The organism is Enterobacter sp. 198, assembly GCF_009025585.1.
In the GTDB taxonomy this organism is placed as follows: Bacteria; Pseudomonadota; Gammaproteobacteria; order Enterobacterales; family Enterobacteriaceae; genus Enterobacter; species Enterobacter ludwigii.
This window is the reverse complement of record NZ_WCIM01000015.1, coordinates 1-23,107: the sequence shown is the minus strand read 5'-3', so window position 1 is coordinate 23,107 and position 23,107 is coordinate 1. Positions and strand designations below refer to the sequence as shown.

The following is a 23,107-nucleotide window of genomic DNA, read 5'->3' as shown; positions in this document are numbered from 1 at the left end:
CAAGCTCTCCTTAGCGGTTATCAAGCTGTGCGCGAACGTTATTCAGCCCGGTGGTGTTGATGCGGTAGGGCTGACCGTTGACGGACTTGATCAGTTTTTTGGTTTTGAGTTTTTTGAAGGTGGCGAGGGTGCAGTCGGTGAGCAACAGCCCTTCGCGGGTGTAGCATTCAACGGCGGTGACGCGGCCAGACGTATCACGAACGTACTCAATACGACCACCTTTGGCGAGAACGTGTAAGGTACGTTGTTCCTGACGGGATAAATTCATACTGGAAAACCTGTTTAATCATCATGTGCAAAACGTGCAAACACACAGCGGTGTCCGCATTCGATTTCGGCGCATTGATAATCAGTCCGGCCTGAAAAGGTCGGGGAGCTGATTATCGGATGATTACATTCTCCAGCATCAAAGCCTCAGGTTGAGTTGAAAGGTATTTACGGGGTGAATGATAACACCTGATTTTAGTAAGTGAATACCCAAGGATGAAAAGTGTGATCCCGATGGGAGCCTGTCAGGGCTCCCTTATTGAATCGCCTTGCCTTCTTAGCCGTAAAGCGCCGCCTTGCCGATGGAGGAGAATAAATCCATCTTCTGGATCACAATCTCTTTCGCTGCATCCATTGGCTTAAGGTATAGAGCGTTAGGTTCATGACTTCCTGATTTCAGTTCTTCTTCCAGTGCAATATAGAATGCTTTTTTCATATCGCTGGAAATGTTGATTTTGCTGACACCGTGCTGGACAGATTCTGCCACCTCAGCATCTTTGTTACCTGAACCACCGTGCAGAACCAGAGGAATGCTCAGTCGCTGCTTAATGGCTTTCAGTCTCTCGATATCCAGTTTCGGCTGTTTTCCTGCCGGGTATAATCCGTGTGAGGTTCCAATCGCAACCGCTAGCGTGTCGACTCCTGTCTCTCTCACAAACTGTTCAGCCTGCTGTGGATCGGTATAAAGGATTTCAGCGTGTCCGCCTTCGCTGCTGCCCTCAGCCACACCTATCGTGCCGAGTTCCGCTTCAACAGATACGCCCGCAGCATGGGCCACTTCGGTAATATGGCGGGTGATCGCAATGTTTTCCTCAAATGGAAGGGCTGAGGCGTCGATCATGACAGATGTATAGCCGGTGCGAATGGCCCGCATAACCTGTTCCAGTGTCTGCCCGTGGTCCAGATGGATGACGACGGGCACCGTTGCCTTAATCGCCAGTTCGCGAAGATAGTAAATAAAATCATCCCCGGTAAATTCATGCTCATCAGGATGCACTTCAAGAATGACGGGTGAACGAAGTTTTTCTGCAACCTCAATGACGAGCCTGGCAAACTCGGCAGAGGCAATATTGAATGCGCCAACGCCAAATTTATTTTGCTGAGCTATGGATAAAACGTCTTTCATATTCATAAGCATGGTTACATCTCCTGTACAGTTTCAGGACTGTCTTTCTTAATAAAACGAAGAATAAGGGCCGTCAGTAATGCGCCTGCAGCAATAGCAGCGATATAGCTGACAACATGGTTGATCACATTCGGAATAAACATGACAAATACGCCACCGTGCGGGGCTCTTGATGCACATCCCAGCGCCATAGAGAGAGCCCCTGCAAGCCCGGATCCTGCAACAATGGCAGGGATGACACGTAGCGGATCAGCTACTGCGTAAGGGATTGCACCTTCCGTGATAAAAGACAGGCCAAGAACATAGGTGACTTTGCCGGTGTCTCTTTCCTGACGGGTAAACTTACGACCAAACAGCGTGGTGGCGAGCGCAATGCCTAACGGCGGTACCATGCCAGCAGCCATGCAGGCGGCAATCGGTTCATAGATACCTGTCGACATCAGGCCGATAGCAAACATGCAGACGGTTTTATTCAGCGGTCCGCCCATGTCGAAGGCCACCATCATGCCTATCAAAAGTCCCATGATGGCTGCGTTGGTATTCCCGAGGTTCTGAAGAAATAAGGTTAGCGAGTCGAGAAGAAACTTAATGGGCTCGCCAATGACTAACACCATCAACGCACCGGTAATAAAAACGCTCAGTAACGGGACGATCAGTATCGGCTTCAGGCCTGCCAGGGACTTAGGGAGATTGATATATTTCACAATCAGCAGCGTGATATATCCCGCCAGGAATCCGGCCAGTAGTGCTCCGAGAAATCCCGAGCCCGTTTGTATTGCCATCATGCCGCCAACGGCCCCGGAAACCATACCCATATTGCCGCTAATCGATTTACTGATGCCAAGTGAAAGAATGGGCAGCATCAGTGCAAAAGCGGCACCTCCACCGATATCAGAAAGCATTTTTGCAACGGGGCTGAAATTTGGATCTCCAGGTGTTGCAGCGGTAATGCCAAATGAGAAACTCAGGGCAATCAGAATGCCACCGGCAACCACGAACGGAATCATCAAGTTAACGCCGGTAATAAGATGAATATAAATCTGGGAAACGAGAGATTTATCCGTATCTTTTTGTGACTGCTTTTCCGAAATATCTGACGCAAGATACCGTTCAGGCTGTAATTTTCCAGAAACGATATCATCCAGTAACCCAGAAGCATCTTTCGCTGCACGCGTTACCGAGACGCGGATAATGTTTTTATTATTAAAGCGCGAGAGATCAATAACCTTATCGGCGGCGATTAAAACTACGTCCGCCTGCCTGATATCATCCTCTGTAAAAATATACTCACTTTCAACAGCGCCATGCGTTTCAACAAGTAAGGGAATGCTTTTTTTACAGGCGTTCTTTTTGAGGTTTGCTTCAGCAAGGTATGTGTGTGCAACGCCAGTGGGACAGGCGGTAATTGCAATGATTTTCATTTTATTCTCCTTGTAAGGATGCTACTCCCCGGTATTGCTGAGAATTAACCGGTACAGTTCCTCTTGTGAGCTGGCATTAAGTAATTTGTCGACGACGTCATCATCTCCTAATGCAATTGATATACGGGCCAGCACTTTTATGTGTCCCGCTCCGCTGTCGACGTCTTTCACGGCAAACAGAATCACCAGTTTGACATCGGAACTATCCATGGTTTCCCAGTCAACAGTCTCCTTTAGCCTGGCAACAGCAATTCTTGTTTCTTTAACCCACTGAGATTTTCCATGTGGAATAGCAATCTGATTTTCGAAACCCGTTGACCCCAGTGCTTCTCTTGCAAGCACGTCAGCGATAAAACCTTGTTTATTATCGATTACACCTTCTTCGCATAGCGACTGCGTCAGTTGCTCAATGACATCCATTTTACTGTTCGCCTGCATATCAGTTATCACGCAGGCTTTGCTTAATAGATCACTTAAAACAATTTTATCTAACATGTTATTTCTCCTGAGAGTTGCGTTCGGTGAATAATGTTTCCGTCACGCGAATAATATCTTTTGCTGAAAAAAGAGCGGATACATATGCCACAGGGATCATCATTTCTTCTATCCTCACCGTTGAAATGATTAAGTCACACTTCTTTTCAGATAATGTTTTTTTAAGCCTGCTTCCAGGCACAATGTCGACAATCTCCCAGTCCGGGAATGCTTTGGTGATCCGGCTATACAGAAGCTGCGATGTGCCGACTCCACTTGAACAGACAAGGATAATTTTTTTGTTCTCTTTAACCTTTTCTATTGCTGCCTGAATATAAACGCTTAAATAAGCAACTTCATCCTCTGAAGGGGGATCGTGTTTATCATAGTTATTTATTTTTATAGTGGCGCTTCTGACAGCAGCGAAAACATCTGAGAGTTCTTTTTTTATTTCATCAAGAAGAGGGTTGTGAATAATTATCCGATAAGTTAGTCGGTTTAGCATCGGCTTAATATGCATGACCAGAGAGTTCAACAGTGTTTTGTCTGATATCAAATCACATTTAAGCGACTGAGAGATGTCACTTGTCAGATTTATGGCATAACTTACCGCCTCTTTATCCTGAAAATCATTATCTGGAAGGTTGGTTAAGGTCGTATCTTTTCCAGATGAAATCAGATACTGATAGATGTAGTTAATTTCAATCTCTGGAAAGGAAAATGTATATTTTCCCTCTAGCCATGATATTGCTTTAACTGCAACTTTCCATTCTTTATTATCATGAACTGGAACCTTCTCGTTATCGGTATGAGGATGACACTTCTCCATTCGTCTGATGGTGACCAGTAAATGTGAAAAAAGATTGGTGTAGTAGGGTTCACTGATTGCACATGCTAATTCATCTTCTATGAAGGTGATGAGGTTGATACAGTTCGCGACGTTTTCTTTACCAAACTCTTTTATGAGTTGTACACGAGAAAATCTGTCGATTCGACTATCGGTCATCTGATAATTACATAATACGCTATGTGTTACGATCTCCTTGAGAGCCATGCGAATATCATAGTCATTCCCTTCAACATACGTTCCCGTATGATTCTTTATCATCACCAGTGAAAAACTGCCCAGCCATTTATCAATTTTATTTAAATCCTCTACGATTGAGGAGCGGCTGATGAAATACTTGTCTGACAAAAAAGTAATGGATAATGGCGTGGGTGAGTGCGTCAGCAAATCAGTGATGATGCCAATGAGTCTTTTGCTTTTTAATATATTAGCAACATGTTCGTCTGGAGATGTGACTGGCAAAGACACTATTTCACTTGCATCCAGCCTCATGCCCAGGCCAGGTCTGCAGAGTATGTGATTGCCTTTATCAGCGAAAAAGTCGTTGATAGCATCAACATCTCTTCTGAGGGTGCTCACTGAGATATGAAGGATTTTCGCGGCCTGAGCCGTGCTTAGCCAGCCATCTTCCTGAGCTAATCGATTTACCAGTAATATTTGTCTTTTGCTCAGCACTTTCATTATCCACTCCTTCGAAGAAATGTTGGCGCTTCAATGATGTTAGTTATAACGACTCTCATAATTGAAGGAAATACCATGTAATGAACGCATGTATACCATCACAATGAACAGCACGTTATTCGGGAAAGGCGTGATTATACGCGGTCATTTGTAAGTTAATGTCCCTAAGAGAAAAGAATAGGGTGGTTAACTGGTTTAATGGATGGGTATATTAATAGCGTGAGCTTGATGTTAATTCTATTTTCAAAAAAAACACAATTTGGAGACGAAGTTAAATGAGTCATATACAGAAAATGGCATAGCAGGATTTGCATTTTGAAATAATGTATTTCTAAAAAATACTCTGGCTGATATGTCATTCAGTTGAAGGTTTTTCTGTAATGGTAAAAGGAAACAGAGGGCAGGGGATTACCCTCTGTTTGTGTTGTGACTCTGGATTAAGGCGCTGTACTGAAAAACTCCCCAAACTTCACAGCCAGCCAGCCAACTGGTGTGGTCGCCCCCCCGACAATATTGGTAATTTCAGACATCCCCTCCGGAACCGGAATGCTGGAGTTAACCGCCGCCTGAGTGTATTCCTTAGAAATGTCCGTTCCGACGTACAAAATGCAGCTGACGATCAGCGTGCCGCTAATGAACATGCGGAACATATTGCGTTTACAGAATGGTGTGACCATCGCCAGCAGGAACATCAATGAAGCGAGGTCGACAAATGGCAGAACGCGGTTACCGGGCAGAATGATAGACAGCACTACGGCCATCGGGATCAACAGCAGTCCGGTGGCTAGGACTGAAGGTTCGCCAATCAATAACGCGGTATCCATGCCGATATAAAAGTCACGGTCAGGGAATTTGGCCTTCAATTTTGCTTCTGCGGCATCACGGACGATAAGCAATCCCTGCACCAGTATTTCAATCATTTTTGGCAACAGCAGCATCGCCGCGGAGACCTTGATTGCCAGCGAAACGGCAGCCGAAACGTCATACCCGGCAAGGAATGCCAGCAGCAATCCCAGTACGAAACCCAGCGTTAACGGCTCACCAAATACACCGAACTTTTTATTAATGCTTTCCGGATCAAAATTAATTTTATTGATAAGCGGAATCTTATCAATAATGTAATTACAGGCTATGCCAAAGGGGACGTAGGCTATACAGGTAAGGTGAGGGAAAGAAATCCCTTTTAGATTATAATTTTTTTGTAAATACGGGGCGGTTAAATCTGCTGCCAGTAACGTTAAGACAAAAATACCAAATGTTATGCCAACAGAAAGCCAGTAGTTACCGGTTCCGGCATACACGACCGAGCCCATGATCAGGAATATCCAGTAGTTGAAGATATCGATATTCACCGTTTTGGTTAATTTGAGCAGTAGCATGGCCAGATTGATGACAATAAAACCGACCACGACAGGCAGCATCAGCGGAGAGCCCCAGCCAATCGTTGAAGCGGTCGGCCACCCGGTGTCGACGACATTCAGCTGCAGGCCGATGCGCTCGACCATTGCCTGAGACGCCGGGCCAATGTTCGTCAGCAGCAGACCAATCACCAGACCGACGCCTTCAAACCCAATACCGACCAGCATCCCGGCTTTAAATGCCGTGCCAATTTTTACCCCAAAGCAAAGTGCTATGATAAAGAATATTACTGGCATCATTACTGATGCCCCCAGACTAATAATGCTGTTGATAATATCCATAATAATTCCTTAAAAAGGCGGCCGAATTGGGCGCGAGCGAACCCGTGCCCAATGGGCTGTATAAAAACCTTAAAGGTCTTTTTTAATATTTAACTGAGTTTCTTCAGCAAGATCTCAGCAAATAGTTTGGGTGAATTGCTGAAGGCGTCGAGAGTACTTCCCGCAATATGCGGGGTGATGGTGACGTTATTCAGCAAATAAAAAGCGCTGTCATCAGGTAACGGCTCATCGTCGAAAGTATCCAGCGCCGCTCCCATAATTTTCCCGGCCTGTAGAGCGTCAATCAGATCGCGTTCATTGATTAACCCGGAGCGCGCAGTGTTAACAATAATGGCGCTGCTTTTCATTAACCCGAAATGATGCGCATTGATCAGGTTTTCGGTTTCCGGCGTCATACGTGCATGGAGTGATACAACGTCAGCCCGCGTTACCAGTTCGTCGAGAGTATCGACTTTCTCATAGCGTTCGTGGCCCGATACGTACTTATCATAAAAGATAATTTCTGTGCCAAAGCTGCTAAGAAAGCCCGCGACCAGTTGGGCGATATGGCCCAGGCCAACCAGACCGACAACCTTACCGCCAAGCTCAGGAATAGCCTGATGATTAGGGCTGTCTTTACGCCAGAACTTATCGCGTAATGCGTCATGAGAACGGGCAATATTGCGCATTTCAGCCAGCATCATCCCGACCGTAAACTCCGCCACGCTGCGGGCATTGCGCCCCGGCGTGTTCATTACCTCAATTCCTCGGGCCAGTGCGACCTGCTGGTTTACGTTTTCAACGCCCCCTCGCAATACACCAATGTATTTGAGCTTTGGCAGTTTATCCAGTACCGCTGTATTGACCGGGGCAAACTGGGTTATCAGGATTTCAACGTCGTCAGCATCCTGGAGTAAGGCTGCGGGTAACGCGACCGCTTCTGCGCCTTCCTGCTCGACCCGCAGATTATCCTCCTGCAATTTTTCGACTGATTCATGTGACCATTCACGAACTTCAACGTCGATACCTTTATCCCTGAGCGCGTTAAGACCTGCATCCATCATCGCTTTGTTGATAAAAAGATCGGCTATCGCCAGACATTTCATAGTGATTCTCCATAGATTAACGCATCAACATACCGCCGGTGACATCCAGAGTTGCTCCCGTCATATAGCTGGTTTTAGGAGAAACCATGAAGACCCCGATGTCGGCAATTTCATTTGGCTGAGCCACCCGACCTACTGGAATCCGGCTGACGTAATAGGCTGGGTCCTGTTCAATATTTTTACGGATCATCGCGGTGTCCATAATCCCGACGGCGATGTTGTTCACGTTGATTTTCTGTTTTGCTACTTCCCTTGCCAGCGAGATAGAGAAAGCCACCAGGCCCGCTTTACTCGCTGCATAATGGGCATGGCCGGTTGTGGAACCATGGAACGCGGCCTGTGAGGTAATATTCAAAATGCTGCCTGCCTGATCTTGTTGCAGGCAGTGGTTCACAAACAGCTGGCTTAAATGGAATACCGCTTTCAGGTTCACGTTCATTACCAAATCCCAGTCCTGCGGGGTTATCGCGGTGACGTAACCACTGAGCCAGATACCGGCGTTATTGACCAGAATGTCAGCCTTTCCCATTTCCTCAATGCAGGCCGCAAAGAGACGCTCCCGGCTTTTCTCATCGGCAAGATCGGTTTTCACCGCAATAATTTTGACGCCAGCGGTGGATTTCACCTGTTCAATCAGTAGCTCCGGGCACTCTTCATCACGCATGTACGTGAAACAGATATTGACGCCTTCTTTAGCCAGGGAAAGGACAAACTCCCGGCCAAGTCCCGTCGCACCACCGGTGACGATAGCTGTGCGGTGTTTCAGATTTAGATCCATTCATTCCTCACTTAATGCGTGATGTAGTTACTGCAGCTTTTCCATGGGGACTGCATTTCAGATAACAGGTTTTTGTAGAGCTGATATTTGTCCTGGTACACTTGCTGATGGGCCGGATTCGGTGTCACGGTACGCGCGACGCGCACCATTTCATTGGACGCGGCAAAGACATCATCAAACCAGCCAATCATTACAGCGGCTGTCATTGCGGTACCTAGTGTGCCGTGCTCTTTGACATCGACAATCTCAAGCGTGCACTGGAAGATATCGGCAAAGACCTGTAACCAGACTGGAGAGTTGGTGACTCCGCCAGCAATTCGGATGGTCCGACTCAAATCCGGATTGATGTTCCGTAAACGCTCGGTGTGATAGAGATGGCTGAACGCCACACCTTCGTAAATCGCGCGCAGGAAATGCGCTTTTTTATGGAAACTGTTCACCCCAATAAAGCCTGCTGAGGCATCGGGAATGGTGTTAGAGCCAAATACGAAAGGAAAGAACAGCAGATGGCTCTCTTCTGGCGTCGTGGATAAGACCAAGGTATTGCACAACTCATAGACGGAAGAGCCCTGAGCAGCAGCAGTTTCCCGGTCGTTCTCCATGAAATTATTGATAAACCATTCAAGATTACTAGCAGACGTAGGGCTGGCTTCGGTTATCAGCCATTTACCGTCGATCGGGTAAATCGAAGTCATAAACAGATCTTTATCGATAACCGGATGGTCAGTCACATATTCATTGATGCTCCAGGTTCCGGTGATAATAGCCAGCTTATTGAGGGTATTGATCCCGGAGGCGACAGACGAGGCGGAAATATCGAACACGCCGCCAGAGACGGGCGTGCCCGCGCACAAGCCTGTTTGACGGGCGACTTCATCGGTTATCCGACCGCAGCAGTCCGTGGACAGTTTGACGGGTGGCAATTTCGCGCGCAGGTCAGCAAGCCCCCACCATGCCAGTAGCTCATCGTCATACTTGCGGTCACGTACGTTAATCAGGTTGGTCCCGGATATGTCAGTAAGCTCAAGATAAGCCTCTCCGGTCAGGTAGAAGCGGATCAGGTCTTTTACCATAAAAATGGTATGTGCTTTCTGCAGCACCTCCGGCTCGTTATCCTTCAGCCATGCCAGCAGAGCGATGGGTTGTCCGGTCCAGATTGACTGCATGGTTTTAGGCAGGATGTCGGTCAGAAACTCGGGTGAGTTTTGCCACTTTTCCACGTACTCTTTTGCCCGACTGTCGGTTGAGATAATGCCGTTGCGGGCCGGGTTGCCAGCTTCATCTACCAGATACAAACCGTTCCCATGTCCGGTGACGGCGATTCCTTTGATTTGACTGGCGTCGATCCCTGATTGCTCAATCGCTTTTTTGATGACCTCGATGTTAGCCGCCCACAGTTCGGTAATATCGCGTTCGGTATGAAATTCCCTGGGTGTCAGCATCTGGGTGGATTTTGACGCGATAGAAACCACGCTGCCGTTGCGATCGTAGATAGCCGCCTTAGTGACTGTCCCGCCATTGTCGATACCCATTACATATTCATCTTTCATTACCGTGGACTCCTTATTGGTTACCATAAACCCGGCTCGCTGGTGGTTATTCCTTTAAACCCGGCATGGAATATTTTATCTACAAGGTATTTCCGCTTTACAAAGCCTCCGGCGATGAATATCACGTCAAAGCCATTCAAATTTCGGCTAATCAATTCCAGACACTGGCAGGCATATTCAGCAGGTAAGATTTCTATTGCATCCGGCGGGTTATGTTTAACGATATCGATAGACTGATCCAGCGATCGAGAATCGATAAGTAACACCCGAAAAATAGTCAATAACCCCTCTTTTTTTGCATAGCGCAGGGCGGAGAGATTGGAAGAAATAACACCATCAACTTTATAATAACTTTTCAGTAGATTGATCCCAGCCTGATCGGGTTTAAACCCGCCGAGTAACTCCAGATGGACCAAAACCTTCTTACCACTTTGATGACATTTGCCTATCAGTGATTGCAGATTGCCGATATTGGCCTCTGACAACAGAACATATTCCGATGCACAGGATAATGCCTTGTCAAAATGTTTATACTTTCTAACTGAAGGAATGATGGTGTTATTTAAAAACATATTAGTATCCGATGTTATTTAGCCATATAGAGGCTGTATGCTTCTTCCGCAGAGGCATTTTCGTGGACGATAGCATTCAGGCCTGCGACCACTCTGTCTGGTCGCGGGTCCTGAGTGATATTTCGACCCACTGCCACCCCTTTAGCCCCAACCTGCATACAGTGCTGAACAAACCTGAAGTAACCATCAATGCCGGTTTTTGGGCCACCAAGTGCAAGGACGGGAACGCCTGCCGCTTCGACGATCAAGCGGTCTTCCGCTGTACCTGTAAAACGTGTTTTGATGACATCGGCCCCCAGCTCCACTGCGGCTCGAGCCGAGGCGGCGATAATCGCCGGGTTGTTCGAGTCGTCGCTGGTCACGGGGTAGCCATATGGAAGTGATTCGACAATCAGCGGAACGTTCCAGCGGTCTGCGGCTTGTGCCAGTTGCATTGCCATGATGTGCGTTTTTTCTTCGTTGAAAGCACCCGGGAAGGTCATGCAGACGACACCTTCAGCGCCGACTTTCAACGCATCTTCAACGGTAAACATCGGGGTAGTATCGGGAACGGTATTATCAAAAATACTGACTGTACTATCGACGCGTAATACAACAGGGACAGAATTTAATGGCTCACGAAAATTTTTCAGCATACCGTACGTGACCAACGCACAATCCAGCCCTTGTTCCACCAATGCAGGCAGTTGGTTAATCGTATTATCAATACCATTTGTTTTCGTGGAAAAATAGTAACCATCCAGCGCTAATGTCACTGATTTACCATCTTTTGCAAAAATCTTTGAGAGACGGCGTTCTTTAGACATTTATTTACTCCTTAGCAAGATAAAAAAACAAAAAAAGCCCTCAGAGACTCATGTCTCTGAGGGCTTTCTATTCACATACCCTTGTAATAATGGTTTAGGAATCTAAATCATTATCAGTTAATTTGTTTTGCAATTTGAGAGGGATTTAAACTTTTTTATATTTAAATCCGTTCTCTTGCGTGCTTAAATAACTAACATGCTCAGGATTAGCTTGTCTAGCTTGAGTACCAAAACTGAGAAGCTGATCACGTCAATTTTAAATCCTGTAAGAATTAACGATGCTCCGATTAAATGCAACCAGTTGAAATAAAACAACTAAACTATCTCGTCGAAAATTTTCTGACGGATGAGTTATTTAGCCCGGAAGGCTTTTGATACCACATCCTTTATTCCACCAAATCGTAGAATACAAACGCCAGCTTATTGCCATCCGGATCGCGTACATAAGCACTATGGAATCCTTGTCCGTACTGCGGCCTGTGATCCGGCGCACCTTCATCCACGCCTCCCAGACTTAGGGCAAGCGCATGCAACTGTCTGATATGTTGAACAGAGCGGGCGTTCAGCGCCACCATCGTGCCATTACCAACCCCGGCGGGCTGCCGATCAAAGGGCATGCCAACGCAGAGTCCGATGGTATGGTTATCGCTGAACGTCCCCCAGGACGCGCCCTCTTCATTACGGCCTGCCTTTGGATGTCCAAGCAATTCCATCAGGGGATCGTAGAACCTTATAGCTCTCTGTAGATCGTTAGTACCCAGCATCACGTAAGAAAACATAAATACTCCTTAATCTCTTTTGTATTATTGCTCCTGACAGCCAGCCGGTGATACTGACTGGCTCTGATGCTGTCCACGCAGTATAAGCAGGCGGGCAACTGATATGATTACGCCTATACCGGCCAGCAGCGCTGCACCGTGGAAAGCAATCCTGCCGCCGGCATGGAAGTAAACCCAGCGTGTTATTTCAATACTAAGGGCAATTATGCTGAGCGCCAGAATATTCAGCGTGGCAGAAGCGGTGCCTTTTGGCAGGTTATGAGAAAAGAGCGTGAAGCGAAACAGCACCGGATAGAGCAGTCCAATACCCAGGGCATAAAAGCTCGTTCCCACTACTGACCATAGCCAGACGTGTGGCCATAGCAGGTTGCCGGCCAGCAAAGCCAGCAAGCCAGCAAACTGTATCGGGACAGTACCCCAGATAAAACGCGGTGAAGTCGGGTCTTTGATAAAATTCGCTACGATCGCACTGGCGATAATGATCCCACTAAACACGGGCACCTGTGTCCAGGCATAGGTACCGGGAGACATACCCCCGTGCTCAATCAGGATCACGGGGGAGAGTGCCACCCAGGTGATGATTGGCAGGTTACCAAAAGCGACTGCCAGTGAGCCGGTCAGCACCACTGGATGGCGAAATGCCGCGATGAAATCTGACAGCACTTCACCCGGTTTGAATTCTCTTCCCTGAGATATAACTGTTTCCGGCATTTTGAACAGTAGTAAGAACCATGCTACCAGACCAAACACACCGATGATGGCAAAGAGCAGTTTCCAGTGAATGAACGCCATCAGCGCAGCGCCGGCCACCGGCCCGATAACTGGGGCGAGCAGAACAATAGAGGTCAGCGCAGCCATGATCCTGATGGAATCCTTTTCATCAAAGGCCTCCTGTATTGATACATAACCAACGGTAGAGATGAAGCAGATACTGGTTCCCTGTATAAAACGGGCAATAAAGTACTGTTTGATCGAGGTGACAAACAGCATGCTCAGGCATGCCAGGGCAAAGATCATTGCACCAGTGAGCAGGACGGGGCGGCGACCAATCCGGTCGGAGAGAGGACCCAGGAGCCACTGGAGCGCCAGTCCGCCTGCCATATACAAACTGACTGATGCTGGAGCCAGCGTAACATCCGCCTGTAACTCATTCATAATGTTAATGACGCCCGGCTGAATAAGGTCCGTTGTCAGGTAGGCTGAAAAATCGTAGATGATCATCGCCAGTGGAAATAATAGCACGCTGCCATACCTGCCAAGGCGTCCCGAGAATGGCTTCATAAACGGGTTCTCCGTTTTTTATTATTGAATGGTTATTATCAACTTAGATCGTGCAGTTCCTTATCCATCGCAGGAGTCAGTCTGAGATCAAGAAATTCTACCTCCAACCCCTTGCGCTGAGGTGTACAACACATGATGCCCGTTTTTACAGGGCCCGTAGGGAAATGGCATAAGCGAAGTAATGGCCAGTGCTGTCCATCTGAGGAGTACTGCAGTCGTAACACATCTTTTTTACGGGTCAGACGCAGCCAGAATTCCTTCGGATCTCCAGGAAAGAGTCCTGTAGCCCAGTCGGAATTTCTCATCGTGAGTACACTCCCGATTGCAGGTGCTCCATCGTTAAATTCGATGCCAGCTTTGAGCCAGTGCTGTTCGTCAGAGAGCATCATAATTCCGGCCTGGTCATAGAGTGTGGTGAAGTTTGCGCGGATCCTGACCTGAAAAGTAAAATCACCCGTTACATCAGTAGCGTAGATGTGGCCGGTAAAACGCTCAAACCCGTACCAGGTACGGCACCAGAAATCAGTATGCTCATCTGTGATTACCGACAGGGCGTTATTTTCGTAGCACCATACGGCGGGCTCATTGATCCATTCAAACCTGCAACTCATCATTGTTCTCCTGTCATGCGGAACGCAGCATAACGATAGTTTAAAATGTCAGTTCCATTTCAAACTGGCATAACGGTTCAGCCTGATAACCCGCCGCAGTAAATAATGGTGCCAGCGTTTCTGGGATCGCGGCTGATGTACCTATGCCAGGCCATTTGGCATTCATTTTCTGAAGCATTCTTTTAGCCCGTCCCTGGTAACGATACACCGGTTCCACAAACAAACAGCGGAGCTGAGGTTGTCCCATGAACTCCGCGACAGCACACCATGCATGTTCGTTATCCCTGAGGATGTCGCAGGGAATAGACAAGAGCTGCAGGGGACTGGCCAGCCAGGGAAGATCATCATCTGGTGCAGACCAGACGGTACGCAGGAAGTCATCAGCAGTCTTGGATTCCATATCCCCTGAAGGTATTTCCGGACGAGACTGTGGATCTCCCCGGTATTTGCACAGATGTCGGCGAACCTGAAAACCGAGCGCGTGATAGAGAGCGATTGCCCCGGTATTTTCGCGCATCACTTCCAGCCTCACGCTGGATAACTTTTTCTCTTTTAAGGAGGTAAACAGAGGAGTAAGCATCTGTTTTGCCAGTCCCTGGCTCCGGTACTCAGGCAACACACCAAATGCTGCCAGACGCGCTTTGTCCATTCTGCGGGTTACGATGGCTATTGCCGCCGGGTTATCATTGACCAGCCAGACAAACGAGTCTTCAAGGCTGAGTCCTTCTGAAATGAAACGTGAGGCAAACATTTCCGGTGGCAACGCAAACGGTGTCAATGATTCATTAAAGCTGTCTGCAAGAATACGGCACAGCTCAGTAATGCTGCATTCAAGGGCTGATACCGGAATAACGGTCATAGATAAAGCTCTCCATTGCGGTTACCGGGAGCTACAGGGGAAAATATGCTCCCTGTTTTCTCAGACAGTGAAGCTGATTTCTACAGAGCGGGCACTGCGATCGCCCTCACCATGGTAAACAGCTTCGATGTTGTTACCGTCCGGATCCAGAACAAAAGCGGCATAGTATCCGGGATGATAGGTTCGTTCGGCAGGTGCGCCGTTATCACGTCCGCCATGATTTAGTGCTGCGTGGTAAAACGCGTTCACCGATTCACGGTCTGCGGCCTGAAAGGCCAGATGGTGCCGTCCTGTAGGCACTCCGCCAGACTCCGAACTTTTTACCGACGAAATGACCAGTTCGTCAGCCCAGATATAATCGTCATCGGTAATAACCATGGGGATCGTAAGTTCCGCCAGAACAGCAGTGTAAAACGCTTTGCTTGCGGCAAAGTTGTTTACCACGAGCTGGATATGGTCGATAAGTCTGCCACGATGCAGCGTATAGTTATCCATGGTTCATTTCCTTATTCAGATTCTGTCAGTCAGGTCTTTACCTGTGAAACTCAACAGAGGCACAACTCTACGTAATGATTGTGTTGTTGGAAAAAAAATACATTAAGTTTTGTGCTCTGAACCCGACAGATATCAGAAAATCATTCCAGAATTGGTCTTTGTACAGGAATTGCTATTCCGTTATTCGCTTATGACCAGGCTCTCAATTGCCAGTTGTAATATAACGAGCAGGGATGAGATAAGAGCAAGCCATTTTACGGGGCGTAGTTTACGTTCAGGTATAGAGAGCGTGTGGAGTATGGCATGACGCTTCATTTTATTGAGTGGCATGCTGCCTCCTTAAAAAGAGCCGCCTGCACAGGCTGCTAAACAATGAAAAAGAATCATTCCACAAACAAGGCACTTGTGAGCAAGGTTAGTTGCCCTGGTGCTAACGTAACGGTAAAAACAAGCCACAAGTGGCTAACCGTTTTCCTTCCGGGTTGACAGTTTCCTCCTGTATAACTGTTCGTTTGTTAGCCAGAACAGGTTAACGGATAAAATCAGTATATCCATAATAAATAAATCGTTGTTTAGCGTTTATTTAAATAATGCCTTCCGAATAATACGCACTCAAATAATAAACAAGGTGGGACTATCCAGTACTGCTAATTGATAGGCGCTCATGAGAACTGGAGAGATAATTGCTTCTGATTAGCCATCAATGCAATTACATCCTAGGCGGGGGATTCCCGGGGGGTTAAGTAGCGTGATTAACCACCATAAATATTGATTGAACTCATTTACCTAAAAAGCGCCATTTTGATAACCTCGACTTATCTCGTTGAACATCTACAGGAATGTAACGTTGGAAATCTTTTTTTAACCTGCTGAAAAATATCTCTTAAATATTTTTCATACATAAAAATTTATGGTCCGTTCAGTACGGATCCGATTTTGTATGGGTTAAAAAAGGTACGTTATGAAAGTTACATGGACCGTCACGCCTGTGGGGTATCAGCGCATCGCGAAACGATGCCCTTCATGCAACATTAAACGGGACTTCACGCCGTCAGGTGCATTTCGGGTTAATTCGCAAAAGAAGGTGCTGGACGTGTGGAGTATCTATAAATGCACACACTGTGATTACACCTGGAATATCTCCCTGTTTTCGCGTCTGCACGTCAGCAAAATTGACCGCCAGCTTTATCATCGGCTAATGACAAACGATGCCGCCACGGTTCAACATTTTGCCTGTGATATCGCGACGCTGAAGCGGAACAACGCCGAGCTATCGGGTCGGCCTGATTTTACCGTTCAGGAGCGCTGGCCGTTAAGCATCACCGCCCACCAGCGGGTTCGCGTTAGTGTCAGGATCTCCCGTTCATTTCAGGTAAGTCTGCTGTCGATTTTGAAGCAACAGCTCATGCTGAGCGCTGGTGAAATTCTGAGAGGGTTGGAGTCAGGGCAGATCAGCGGCGTTACGATGAAGATGCTTAAATCGAGAAAGCTAAAGGCAGCGGAATATGAATTCCAGCTGTCTGCGGAAACGTTATATGCCAGGCGCAGGATTGTTCTGACGCATCGTTAAAATATTAAGCTCCCCTGAGGTAATAAACGCCCGTGTGGCAGCGGTTCAACATAATGCCAGATAGGCCGGGGATAGGGGAGCTTCAGTTTTTCAGCTTCAGAATTGAGAACTTTAGTTAATAGGGTGATAAACGATATCGCTTGAATTGTGCCGAGTCTAATGGTGCTTTAAGGATTGGGATATCGGGAAAGGTGTAGCTTAATTGAATGGGTTGTATCAATGACCGCGTGAATCGGCAATCCGTTGCTGTAACCATAATTCGACTTCACTTTGCTTCCAGCGGGAGCTGCGGCCCAGCTTAATTGGCTTCGGGAACTGGCCGTCTTTTATCAGCTTGTAAAACCACTTGTCCGTCAGCCCTGTAAGCTTAGTGATGAACCGCATATCCACCAGTTGGTCATCAAGCAAAGAAATTTGTTCTGTCATAATGCTGTCTTCCATTGTGGGATTATCCTGAGCTGGTGGTTGATTGCTCGTTACTACCAGCCCTTCCACATCAATGGATTGATACGTTAAAAAGTGCAGAACGTGAGTTACAGCGTGCGAGGACGCCCCAGTCCGCTGGGCGGCGGTACCTCACTGGCTCCGTAGTGATAGTGACCGTACTTTTGCTCTTCTTTGGCAAGGTAGCTGATGATGTAGCGCAGGTTATCGATGGCTTCGGTATCATCGTAGTTCACTGGCTTATCAATACTGACGTCATAAGTGGACTTGTATTCGCAGCGGTTGTAATAGCCTTCTCGTTGCGTTATTTCCCGCCATATTGTTCCTACTCTCTCAGCTATTGGGTAGGTGGCCTGGTTAAGGTGCCTGTCGAGATAGAACACGATATGGGCATGGCACCCGTGGTCTACAGAGTTCTCGAGTACCCAGAAATACCCTGTCAGATTTGTGTGCTGCAGGGTGCGTTCAACCAGCATGCGCACCTCTCGCTCTGTTTCATTCCAGGAATGACGTTTATAGCGCTCTGTACCTTTCTGATAGAACAGGTCGAGTCTGAGTGCCTGTATTCGGGAGTATCGGTTCAGTAGCTGATTCAGGTGGTCGTTGATTAGAGACAGTAGAAACCAGTTCATCGTGTATCTAGGATTAAAGGGGTAAGGTGTGTGCATTGATTTATCCTTTGTCAGGTGGAGTACAAAGGATTGGGATGAAATGTAATTTTTAAGAGAAGCGGGGATACGGCAGAAACAGGGAACTATGTATCCAGGGGGAATACAGGCAGAGTTGCTTGTTGGGTGAGGGCGCTGTGAACAAAGTGGTATAGAAACAGGAAGTGCCCCTTAATTATACTAAAAACCCAAATGTTCATTCTTGTTATTCTGCCTGTCCTGACAAAATTATACCCGGTATTTTACGTAGGGATATGTTACCATGAATCAACAGTTTAAAATAAACAAAGGTATTGATAATTAAGAAATTAATGTTAATTATTATGCAATTTTGATAAAGTGCTTAACAGGAGTTGAGGCATGTCAGAACGAATCACTTTCAATGTAACCAATTCTGAGACTTTGCGTGTTGTGGATGAATACAGCAAAAAACAGAAGATCTCACGATCACAGGTTATTTCCATATTGTTGGATGCTACCGTTCCGGTACTGAAAGATATTAATCGCTATTATCAGCTTGCGGACGAACTTAAGGCCCGGCTACTGTCTGGTGTCTATCAGCAGGATTTGCCTCGCCGAAGAAATGTTGTAGCTGCTGAAAAGTATTGTATGGAGATCTGGGAGAGCAAGCTTCAGGTTGGAAAAGTGTATGACTTTGACAGCGTTAATGGCAAGGCGCATGTCCGCGAACATAAGCGACACCACCGCCGGGATAATGCAGTTGGCAGGGTCGAAAATCGACATATCAAAGAGTTCTGTCAGTCGCTCCTGGAAAGGTCAGAACAGGATGCCCGCTATGCTTGTTTTATCTATACCGAAAGGATTGTTTTTGCTGATGTAGAAACCTCTGAACACTCTTCATCGCCAGTAAAACTGGCGGCAGGTGACGCTGTAATCTTGCTTGCAAAAGATGTGGTTTTTAACGAGTTTTTCTTTGATATAGGTAAGGCGCTTTTTATCAATGTGGTTGATCTTATGGCATACGGTACAAGTGGTATTCCGGAGACGACAGGAGACCCACGTGTTCACTGCTGGGTGCCAATCTTGGTTAGTGGGAAAAATGCCGTGATAGTCCCTGTGTACCTGATTGACCCTGCTATGGTCCCGACGTTAAGAAAACCAGACAACATCACAGTGGTCTACCATGGCAAAAAGTAACGTTGATTCTTGTTCCCTCTAGGTCATTATTTTGTCTATTCAGCGGCTACCTTAGCCTCATTTTGGTTTATTTACCAAGTGCGGATGAGAGTCAGCAAAGTGACAAAGAATATATCACGCTACAATGTAGACGCTCTGTCTAACATGAACCAGAAGTTCCGGGACATAGGTCTTCACATCTGATACGTACCAGTGCGTAAAGGCAGTTGGTGCGATCTAGATGTGGCGTAAAAAGATAGGTTTTCGTTGTACTCACCATCGTGTCGCTCCCGAAGAAGATATAATTTCTCTTGCCAAGACAGATGGCTTGTAGCGTTCATTCTGTCACGTTGTTGACTGGCTCTGTCAGACCTGTATTGGCTTAATGGTTACATACGGCACTGGGGTTAAATAATCGATTTTTCACACCTGTAGGTGCGTAGCGCCACGGGTCCTAAAGATACGATCTTATGTCAGATAATGCCGTAAGCTCTTAGACAGTGGCTCCTGATTGCATAGGTGTTCAGGGTATTGATAAATTCGCATAATTCATCCGTGTAAGAAAACCACTCTCGACCAAGTCCCTTCTGATCCAACCTGTATTTTTTAAAGAAAAGATGTAATGCGGATTCTGTCTCAATACCCCCTGCGGGTATTATGGAGATAAGACTCAGGCTGGTATTATGTTGTTGCTTCAAGGTATCCACGCGTTGCCTGAGATTACCTGATATTCCAATCTTGACTCTTTCCTGAGGTTCATCCAGTAAAAAGTACACATCCGTTTCACCATTGAGATAGGGCTCGTAATCAAGCCATGGAGCGGTGAATTCATTGTTATTACTGATGTCAGGTGACAGAAGCAGGGGAAGTGCTGCCTGCCAGGCCTGCTCCACACATTTTTCCTGCTGTTTTTGCAAAAAGGGTTGCATCAGAGCAGTACAAGCAACGTGGGTTCCCAGTGGTATGTAAGATCCATGACGCGAAGGAGCAAACTGTCCTGTTGGCATCCAGGTATGCCGAATTTCCAGCTTATCGCCAACCGTCTCCGGTACACTTCTCAGGCCGATCTCCTTGCCCTGATAGGAGGCCACTAGTTTCTGAGGCAAATACCATTTCAAAAAACTTAAAGGTAGATTGTGGGCATGCTGCTTTTCAGGCTGATGTTTTTTTATAAACGCCTGATATTCGATACTCCCCAGCGCTTGTGCAATAAATCGAATTTTTTCGCTATCGCTCTGTGCCTTTAGCCATGAATACGCTATTTTCCCGGCTTTGTTCATCTCATTTTCTTCCTTTATTCAATGAGGTCAATGCGGCAAACGGGAGCTCGATACCAAAATCATGTTTATGACCATTTTGACTAAACGACCACTTTTCTTCTCCCCCGCGATTAAGTAACTCTCTGTATAAGTGATTGAGCCCCACACGACCGTTGGGGGCTGCTTTTTTCTGATGGTAATCCAGCGCGCTATAATTATTAATGCAACAAATCTTAACGGTACCGTCGTAACCCAATCCGATAAATTGCTTCACGAGGTAGGCCAGATAGCCGATCATATAGTCCTGAAACCATGGGCGTGAAAATACTCTGTCACAGGCATGTGGCAGGTAGGCATCATGAATATCTAAATCCCACTCACGGCTTAAGATGGTGACCTGCTTGCCATTAAAGTGGTAATAGGCATAAAAGCGCACACCAAATACCCAAGGTTCCAGCCAGGGATTATTGGTCGGGATCTGTTTGTGATGTCCTGCTAATACCCGGCTGACCGTTTCATCATAAAATTCAAGCAGTTCAATGATGTCTTTAACTGTCGTGGGAGGAAAATCCTCGCATTCACGTATTACAGCCGACATGACTTTACCGGATACCCGGGAAATATGGCCTTCAGCGATCTTACGTATCAAGCTTTCCGGCACATGGCGGTCAGGATGAATGGCATTTTGCAATTCTGCGATATACGGTGCCAGAAGCTGGCTAAAAACACGCTTCTCTTCATGGCTGGCAAGGCCATAGAACGACATGTACTTATCGCTAAGCTGACCAAATACTGTGCTGAGTTCCGACCAGTTATGGCAGTTATAGCGTAATGCCACTGCATCCCGGGCGTAGCTTAGATTGATATTGAGCGACCGTGAAAGGTATTTAGCGTGGGCTTTTGCTTCAGCGCATGTAGGGAGTTGTTTCATGGTTTAAGTCTCTAATCTGTCTTATGTGCTCACGAACCATAAGAATCAAAGACACTTAACCAAAAAAGATTTGATAAGTCTGCGCTGCATTCCGCTTTGGCCGTGAGCTGCCGGGTCGCGCTAACCTTGTGCTTAACGTATTGGAAAGTGGCACCATTGTCAACAGAGCCACTGACCATGCCGGGCTAACAGAGAGGTTAGACATGAAGCGAGGTGCGATGCTGGCAGGCATCAGGTGAAGTGCTAAAGGTCCGCTGTGAGCGAGATATAGTCATTCGCACCCTGAGAATTACACTTTGAAGTGATTCAGGGTATGCGCTTACTGGTTACGAATATTGAGCGAGAATCATGCGATGATCGCCGCTTTTCTTTCGAGCCAGTAGGTGCTCCACGTTCGCTAACGAATACTCAGGGCATGCAGATAACTGCTGGCTATATTTCTTTCGAAGAGCGTGGAATGCATACCAATCCCCGATAAAAAGGAGTTGGTGATGACTGAGACTAATCAATTTGCTGCGCACGTTGGTCTGGACTGGGCAGATAAAAAGCACGATGTCTGTGTTCAGTTTAAAAACGGTGAACGCACATTCCATGTGATTGAACATACGCCGGAAGCGCTTGATGTCTGGCTTACCGAGTTACACCAGAAGGTAAAAGGCAGGATCGCTATCGCCGTTGAGCTGAAGAAAGGTCCCGTGGTGTATGCTCTTCAGAAATATCCATTTATCACCGTTTTCCCCGTCCACGCTTTGTCTCTGGCTCGTTACCGGCAAGCCTTCTCGCCCAGCGGTGCTAAAGATGACCCGCAGGATGCCGAGCTGGCATTAGAGTTAATGCTGCGTTATCCCCAAAAGATAAAAGCCATTGAACCCGACAATGCCGATATCCGGTTACTCCAGCAACTGGTTGAGCAGCGTCGTCAGTTGGTTGAAGATAAGCGCCGTTTTGTGAACCGGCTAATCAACACACTCAAACAGTATTATCCTCAGCCCCTGGAGTGGTTCTCACATCGGGGTAGCTTGCTATTGTGTGAACTGATTATGCGATGGCCCAGTCTGCAACAACTAAAACGAGCCAGGCGAGACACGATCCGCAACTTTCTCAATGCCAAAGGTGGCCGCGCAATGGCCCTTACCGAGCAGCGTGTTGTGAGTATTGATAACGCCATTCCGTTGACGACAGACCCGAGTGTTATAGAGGCTAATGCTTTGATGGCAACAGCACTGGCGACACAAATTAAAGTCGTGAGTGAAATCATCAAAACCTATGACGAACGAATCGAAACGCTGTTTGACACATTGCCAGATTCGGGGCTGTTCAAATCACTTCCGGGCATGGGGCCGTGTTTGGGACCACGAATGCTTGCTGCACTTGGTGATAACCGTGACCGGTTTAACAGCGCTGAAGAAATTCAAAACTACGCAGGTATTGCACCGGTGACAGAACGAAGTGGCCAGAAATCCTGGGTTCACTGGCGATGGCAGTGTGCCAAGTTCGTCCGGCAAACCTTTGTTGAATGGGCTGCCAAGACGGTTAACTCATCATACTGGGCCAGACTTTATTATCGGGGACTGCGAGAAAAAGGAAAATCTCACCAGTCTGCAATCCGGGCTCTGGCCTTCAAATGGATAAGGATCATTTACCGCTGCTGGAAGACCAAGACCCAGTACGATGAAGCGAAGTATTTGCTGGCACTGGAAGCGCGAAAGTCGCCCTTACTGAAGCCATAAAAAAGCTTGTCGAATGTCTCAGGGCGTGAAGCGGAC

The 23,107-nt window shown here is 47.0% G+C and carries 23 protein-coding genes; 3 read left to right on the top strand and 20 right to left on the bottom strand.

The genetic code is table 11. From position 1 onward, the window contains the following. Positions 1-10 precede the first annotated feature (10 nt). The 16 genes from F8561_RS06960 to F8561_RS06885 all read right to left on the bottom strand — a co-directional run bounded on the left by F8561_RS06960 (position 11) and on the right by F8561_RS06885 (position 15,332). Complete coding sequence (locus F8561_RS06960) at positions 11-268, bottom strand: YjhX family toxin (protein WP_072420586.1); 258 nt, start codon at positions 266-268, stop codon at positions 11-13. Positions 269-544: 276 nt separating this feature from the next. Then, complete coding sequence (locus F8561_RS06955) at positions 545-1,405, bottom strand: ketose-bisphosphate aldolase (protein WP_040018505.1); 861 nt, start codon at positions 1,403-1,405, stop codon at positions 545-547. A 2-nt stretch (positions 1,406-1,407) separates the two neighbouring features. Then, positions 1,408-2,814 (bottom strand): PTS fructose transporter subunit IIC, encoded by a 1,407-nt coding sequence (locus tag F8561_RS06950; protein WP_151887279.1) that lies wholly within the window; start codon positions 2,812-2,814, stop codon positions 1,408-1,410. 21 nt (positions 2,815-2,835) lie between these two features. Continuing rightward, entirely contained in the window at positions 2,836-3,309 is a 474-nt protein-coding gene (locus F8561_RS06945) for a PTS sugar transporter subunit IIA (protein WP_032681816.1), read from the bottom strand. A gap of 1 nt (position 3,310) precedes the next feature. After that, positions 3,311-4,816: a BglG family transcription antiterminator gene (locus tag F8561_RS06940; RefSeq protein WP_151887278.1), complete on the bottom strand. Its 1,506-nt coding sequence runs from the start codon at positions 4,814-4,816 to the stop codon at positions 3,311-3,313. Between the two features lie 437 nt (positions 4,817-5,253). Further along, complete coding sequence (locus F8561_RS06935) at positions 5,254-6,516, bottom strand: PTS galactitol transporter subunit IIC (protein ID WP_104440643.1); 1,263 nt, start codon at positions 6,514-6,516, stop codon at positions 5,254-5,256. Between the two features lie 89 nt (positions 6,517-6,605). Continuing rightward, positions 6,606-7,601 carry a 2-hydroxyacid dehydrogenase gene (locus tag F8561_RS06930; RefSeq protein ID WP_151887277.1) on the bottom strand — a complete coding sequence of 332 codons (996 nt, stop codon included), beginning with the start codon at positions 7,599-7,601 and terminating at the stop codon, positions 6,606-6,608. Between the two features lie 16 nt (positions 7,602-7,617). Next, positions 7,618-8,379 (bottom strand): SDR family NAD(P)-dependent oxidoreductase, encoded by a 762-nt coding sequence (locus tag F8561_RS06925; RefSeq protein WP_108394109.1) that lies wholly within the window; start codon positions 8,377-8,379, stop codon positions 7,618-7,620. A gap of 11 nt (positions 8,380-8,390) precedes the next feature. Next, positions 8,391-9,929, bottom strand: a complete 1,539-nt coding sequence (locus F8561_RS06920) for an FGGY-family carbohydrate kinase (RefSeq protein WP_151887276.1) — start codon at positions 9,927-9,929, stop codon at positions 8,391-8,393. Positions 9,930-9,949: 20 nt separating this feature from the next. After that, a complete protein-coding gene (locus F8561_RS06915) occupies positions 9,950-10,501 on the bottom strand; it encodes a glycerol-3-phosphate responsive antiterminator (RefSeq protein ID WP_000479583.1) in 552 nt (183 codons plus the stop codon). A 14-nt stretch (positions 10,502-10,515) separates the two neighbouring features. After that, entirely contained in the window at positions 10,516-11,307 is a 792-nt protein-coding gene (locus F8561_RS06910; RefSeq protein WP_000032488.1) for a class I fructose-bisphosphate aldolase, read from the bottom strand. 386 nt (positions 11,308-11,693) lie between these two features. Then, complete coding sequence (locus F8561_RS06905) at positions 11,694-12,086, bottom strand: VOC family protein (protein WP_151887275.1); 393 nt, start codon at positions 12,084-12,086, stop codon at positions 11,694-11,696. Positions 12,087-12,110: 24 nt separating this feature from the next. Next, positions 12,111-13,367 carry an MFS transporter gene (locus F8561_RS06900; RefSeq protein ID WP_151887274.1) on the bottom strand — a complete coding sequence of 419 codons (1,257 nt, stop codon included), beginning with the start codon at positions 13,365-13,367 and terminating at the stop codon, positions 12,111-12,113. Positions 13,368-13,405: 38 nt separating this feature from the next. Then, the gene (locus tag F8561_RS06895; protein WP_151887315.1) at positions 13,406-13,978 is read right to left on the bottom strand and encodes a DUF1349 domain-containing protein; all 573 of its coding nucleotides are present in this window, start codon (positions 13,976-13,978) and stop codon (positions 13,406-13,408) included. Between the two features lie 40 nt (positions 13,979-14,018). After that, positions 14,019-14,837, bottom strand: coding sequence for a GNAT family N-acetyltransferase (locus F8561_RS06890; RefSeq protein ID WP_151887273.1), 819 nt, complete (start codon positions 14,835-14,837; stop codon positions 14,019-14,021). 60 nt (positions 14,838-14,897) lie between these two features. Further along, on the bottom strand, positions 14,898-15,332 hold the full coding sequence (locus tag F8561_RS06885; RefSeq protein WP_012543049.1) for a VOC family protein: 435 nt from the start codon (positions 15,330-15,332) through the stop codon (positions 14,898-14,900). Between the two features lie 961 nt (positions 15,333-16,293). Here F8561_RS06885 and F8561_RS06880 point away from each other — a divergent pair. Beyond that, positions 16,294-16,902: a DUF1062 domain-containing protein gene (locus F8561_RS06880; protein ID WP_012543048.1), complete on the top strand. Its 609-nt coding sequence runs from the start codon at positions 16,294-16,296 to the stop codon at positions 16,900-16,902. Between the two features lie 216 nt (positions 16,903-17,118). On the opposite strand, the gene F8561_RS06875 is transcribed toward F8561_RS06880, so the two are convergent. Together F8561_RS06875 and F8561_RS06870 are read right to left on the bottom strand one after the other, a co-directional pair. Beyond that, positions 17,119-17,328 (bottom strand): helix-turn-helix transcriptional regulator, encoded by a 210-nt coding sequence (locus F8561_RS06875; protein WP_072420663.1) that lies wholly within the window; start codon positions 17,326-17,328, stop codon positions 17,119-17,121. Between the two features lie 107 nt (positions 17,329-17,435). Then, the gene (locus F8561_RS06870; RefSeq protein WP_151887272.1) at positions 17,436-18,014 is read right to left on the bottom strand and encodes an inovirus-type Gp2 protein; all 579 of its coding nucleotides are present in this window, start codon (positions 18,012-18,014) and stop codon (positions 17,436-17,438) included. A 360-nt stretch (positions 18,015-18,374) separates the two neighbouring features. Between F8561_RS06870 and F8561_RS06865 the strand changes: the two genes are divergently transcribed. Further along, entirely contained in the window at positions 18,375-19,172 is a 798-nt protein-coding gene (locus F8561_RS06865; protein WP_151887271.1) for a hypothetical protein, read from the top strand. Between the two features lie 452 nt (positions 19,173-19,624). Here F8561_RS06865 and F8561_RS06860 read toward each other — a convergent pair whose 3' ends face one another. Both F8561_RS06860 and F8561_RS06855 read right to left on the bottom strand, forming a co-directional pair. Then, positions 19,625-20,431, bottom strand: coding sequence for a GIY-YIG nuclease family protein (locus F8561_RS06860; RefSeq protein WP_151887270.1), 807 nt, complete (start codon positions 20,429-20,431; stop codon positions 19,625-19,627). A 1-nt stretch (position 20,432) separates the two neighbouring features. Further along, positions 20,433-21,341: a hypothetical protein gene (locus F8561_RS06855; protein WP_151887269.1), complete on the bottom strand. Its 909-nt coding sequence runs from the start codon at positions 21,339-21,341 to the stop codon at positions 20,433-20,435. A 491-nt stretch (positions 21,342-21,832) separates the two neighbouring features. On the opposite strand from F8561_RS06855, the gene F8561_RS06850 reads away from it, so the two are divergent. After that, positions 21,833-23,071, top strand: coding sequence for an IS110 family transposase (locus tag F8561_RS06850; RefSeq protein ID WP_012291449.1), 1,239 nt, complete (start codon positions 21,833-21,835; stop codon positions 23,069-23,071). Positions 23,072-23,107 lie beyond the last annotated feature (36 nt).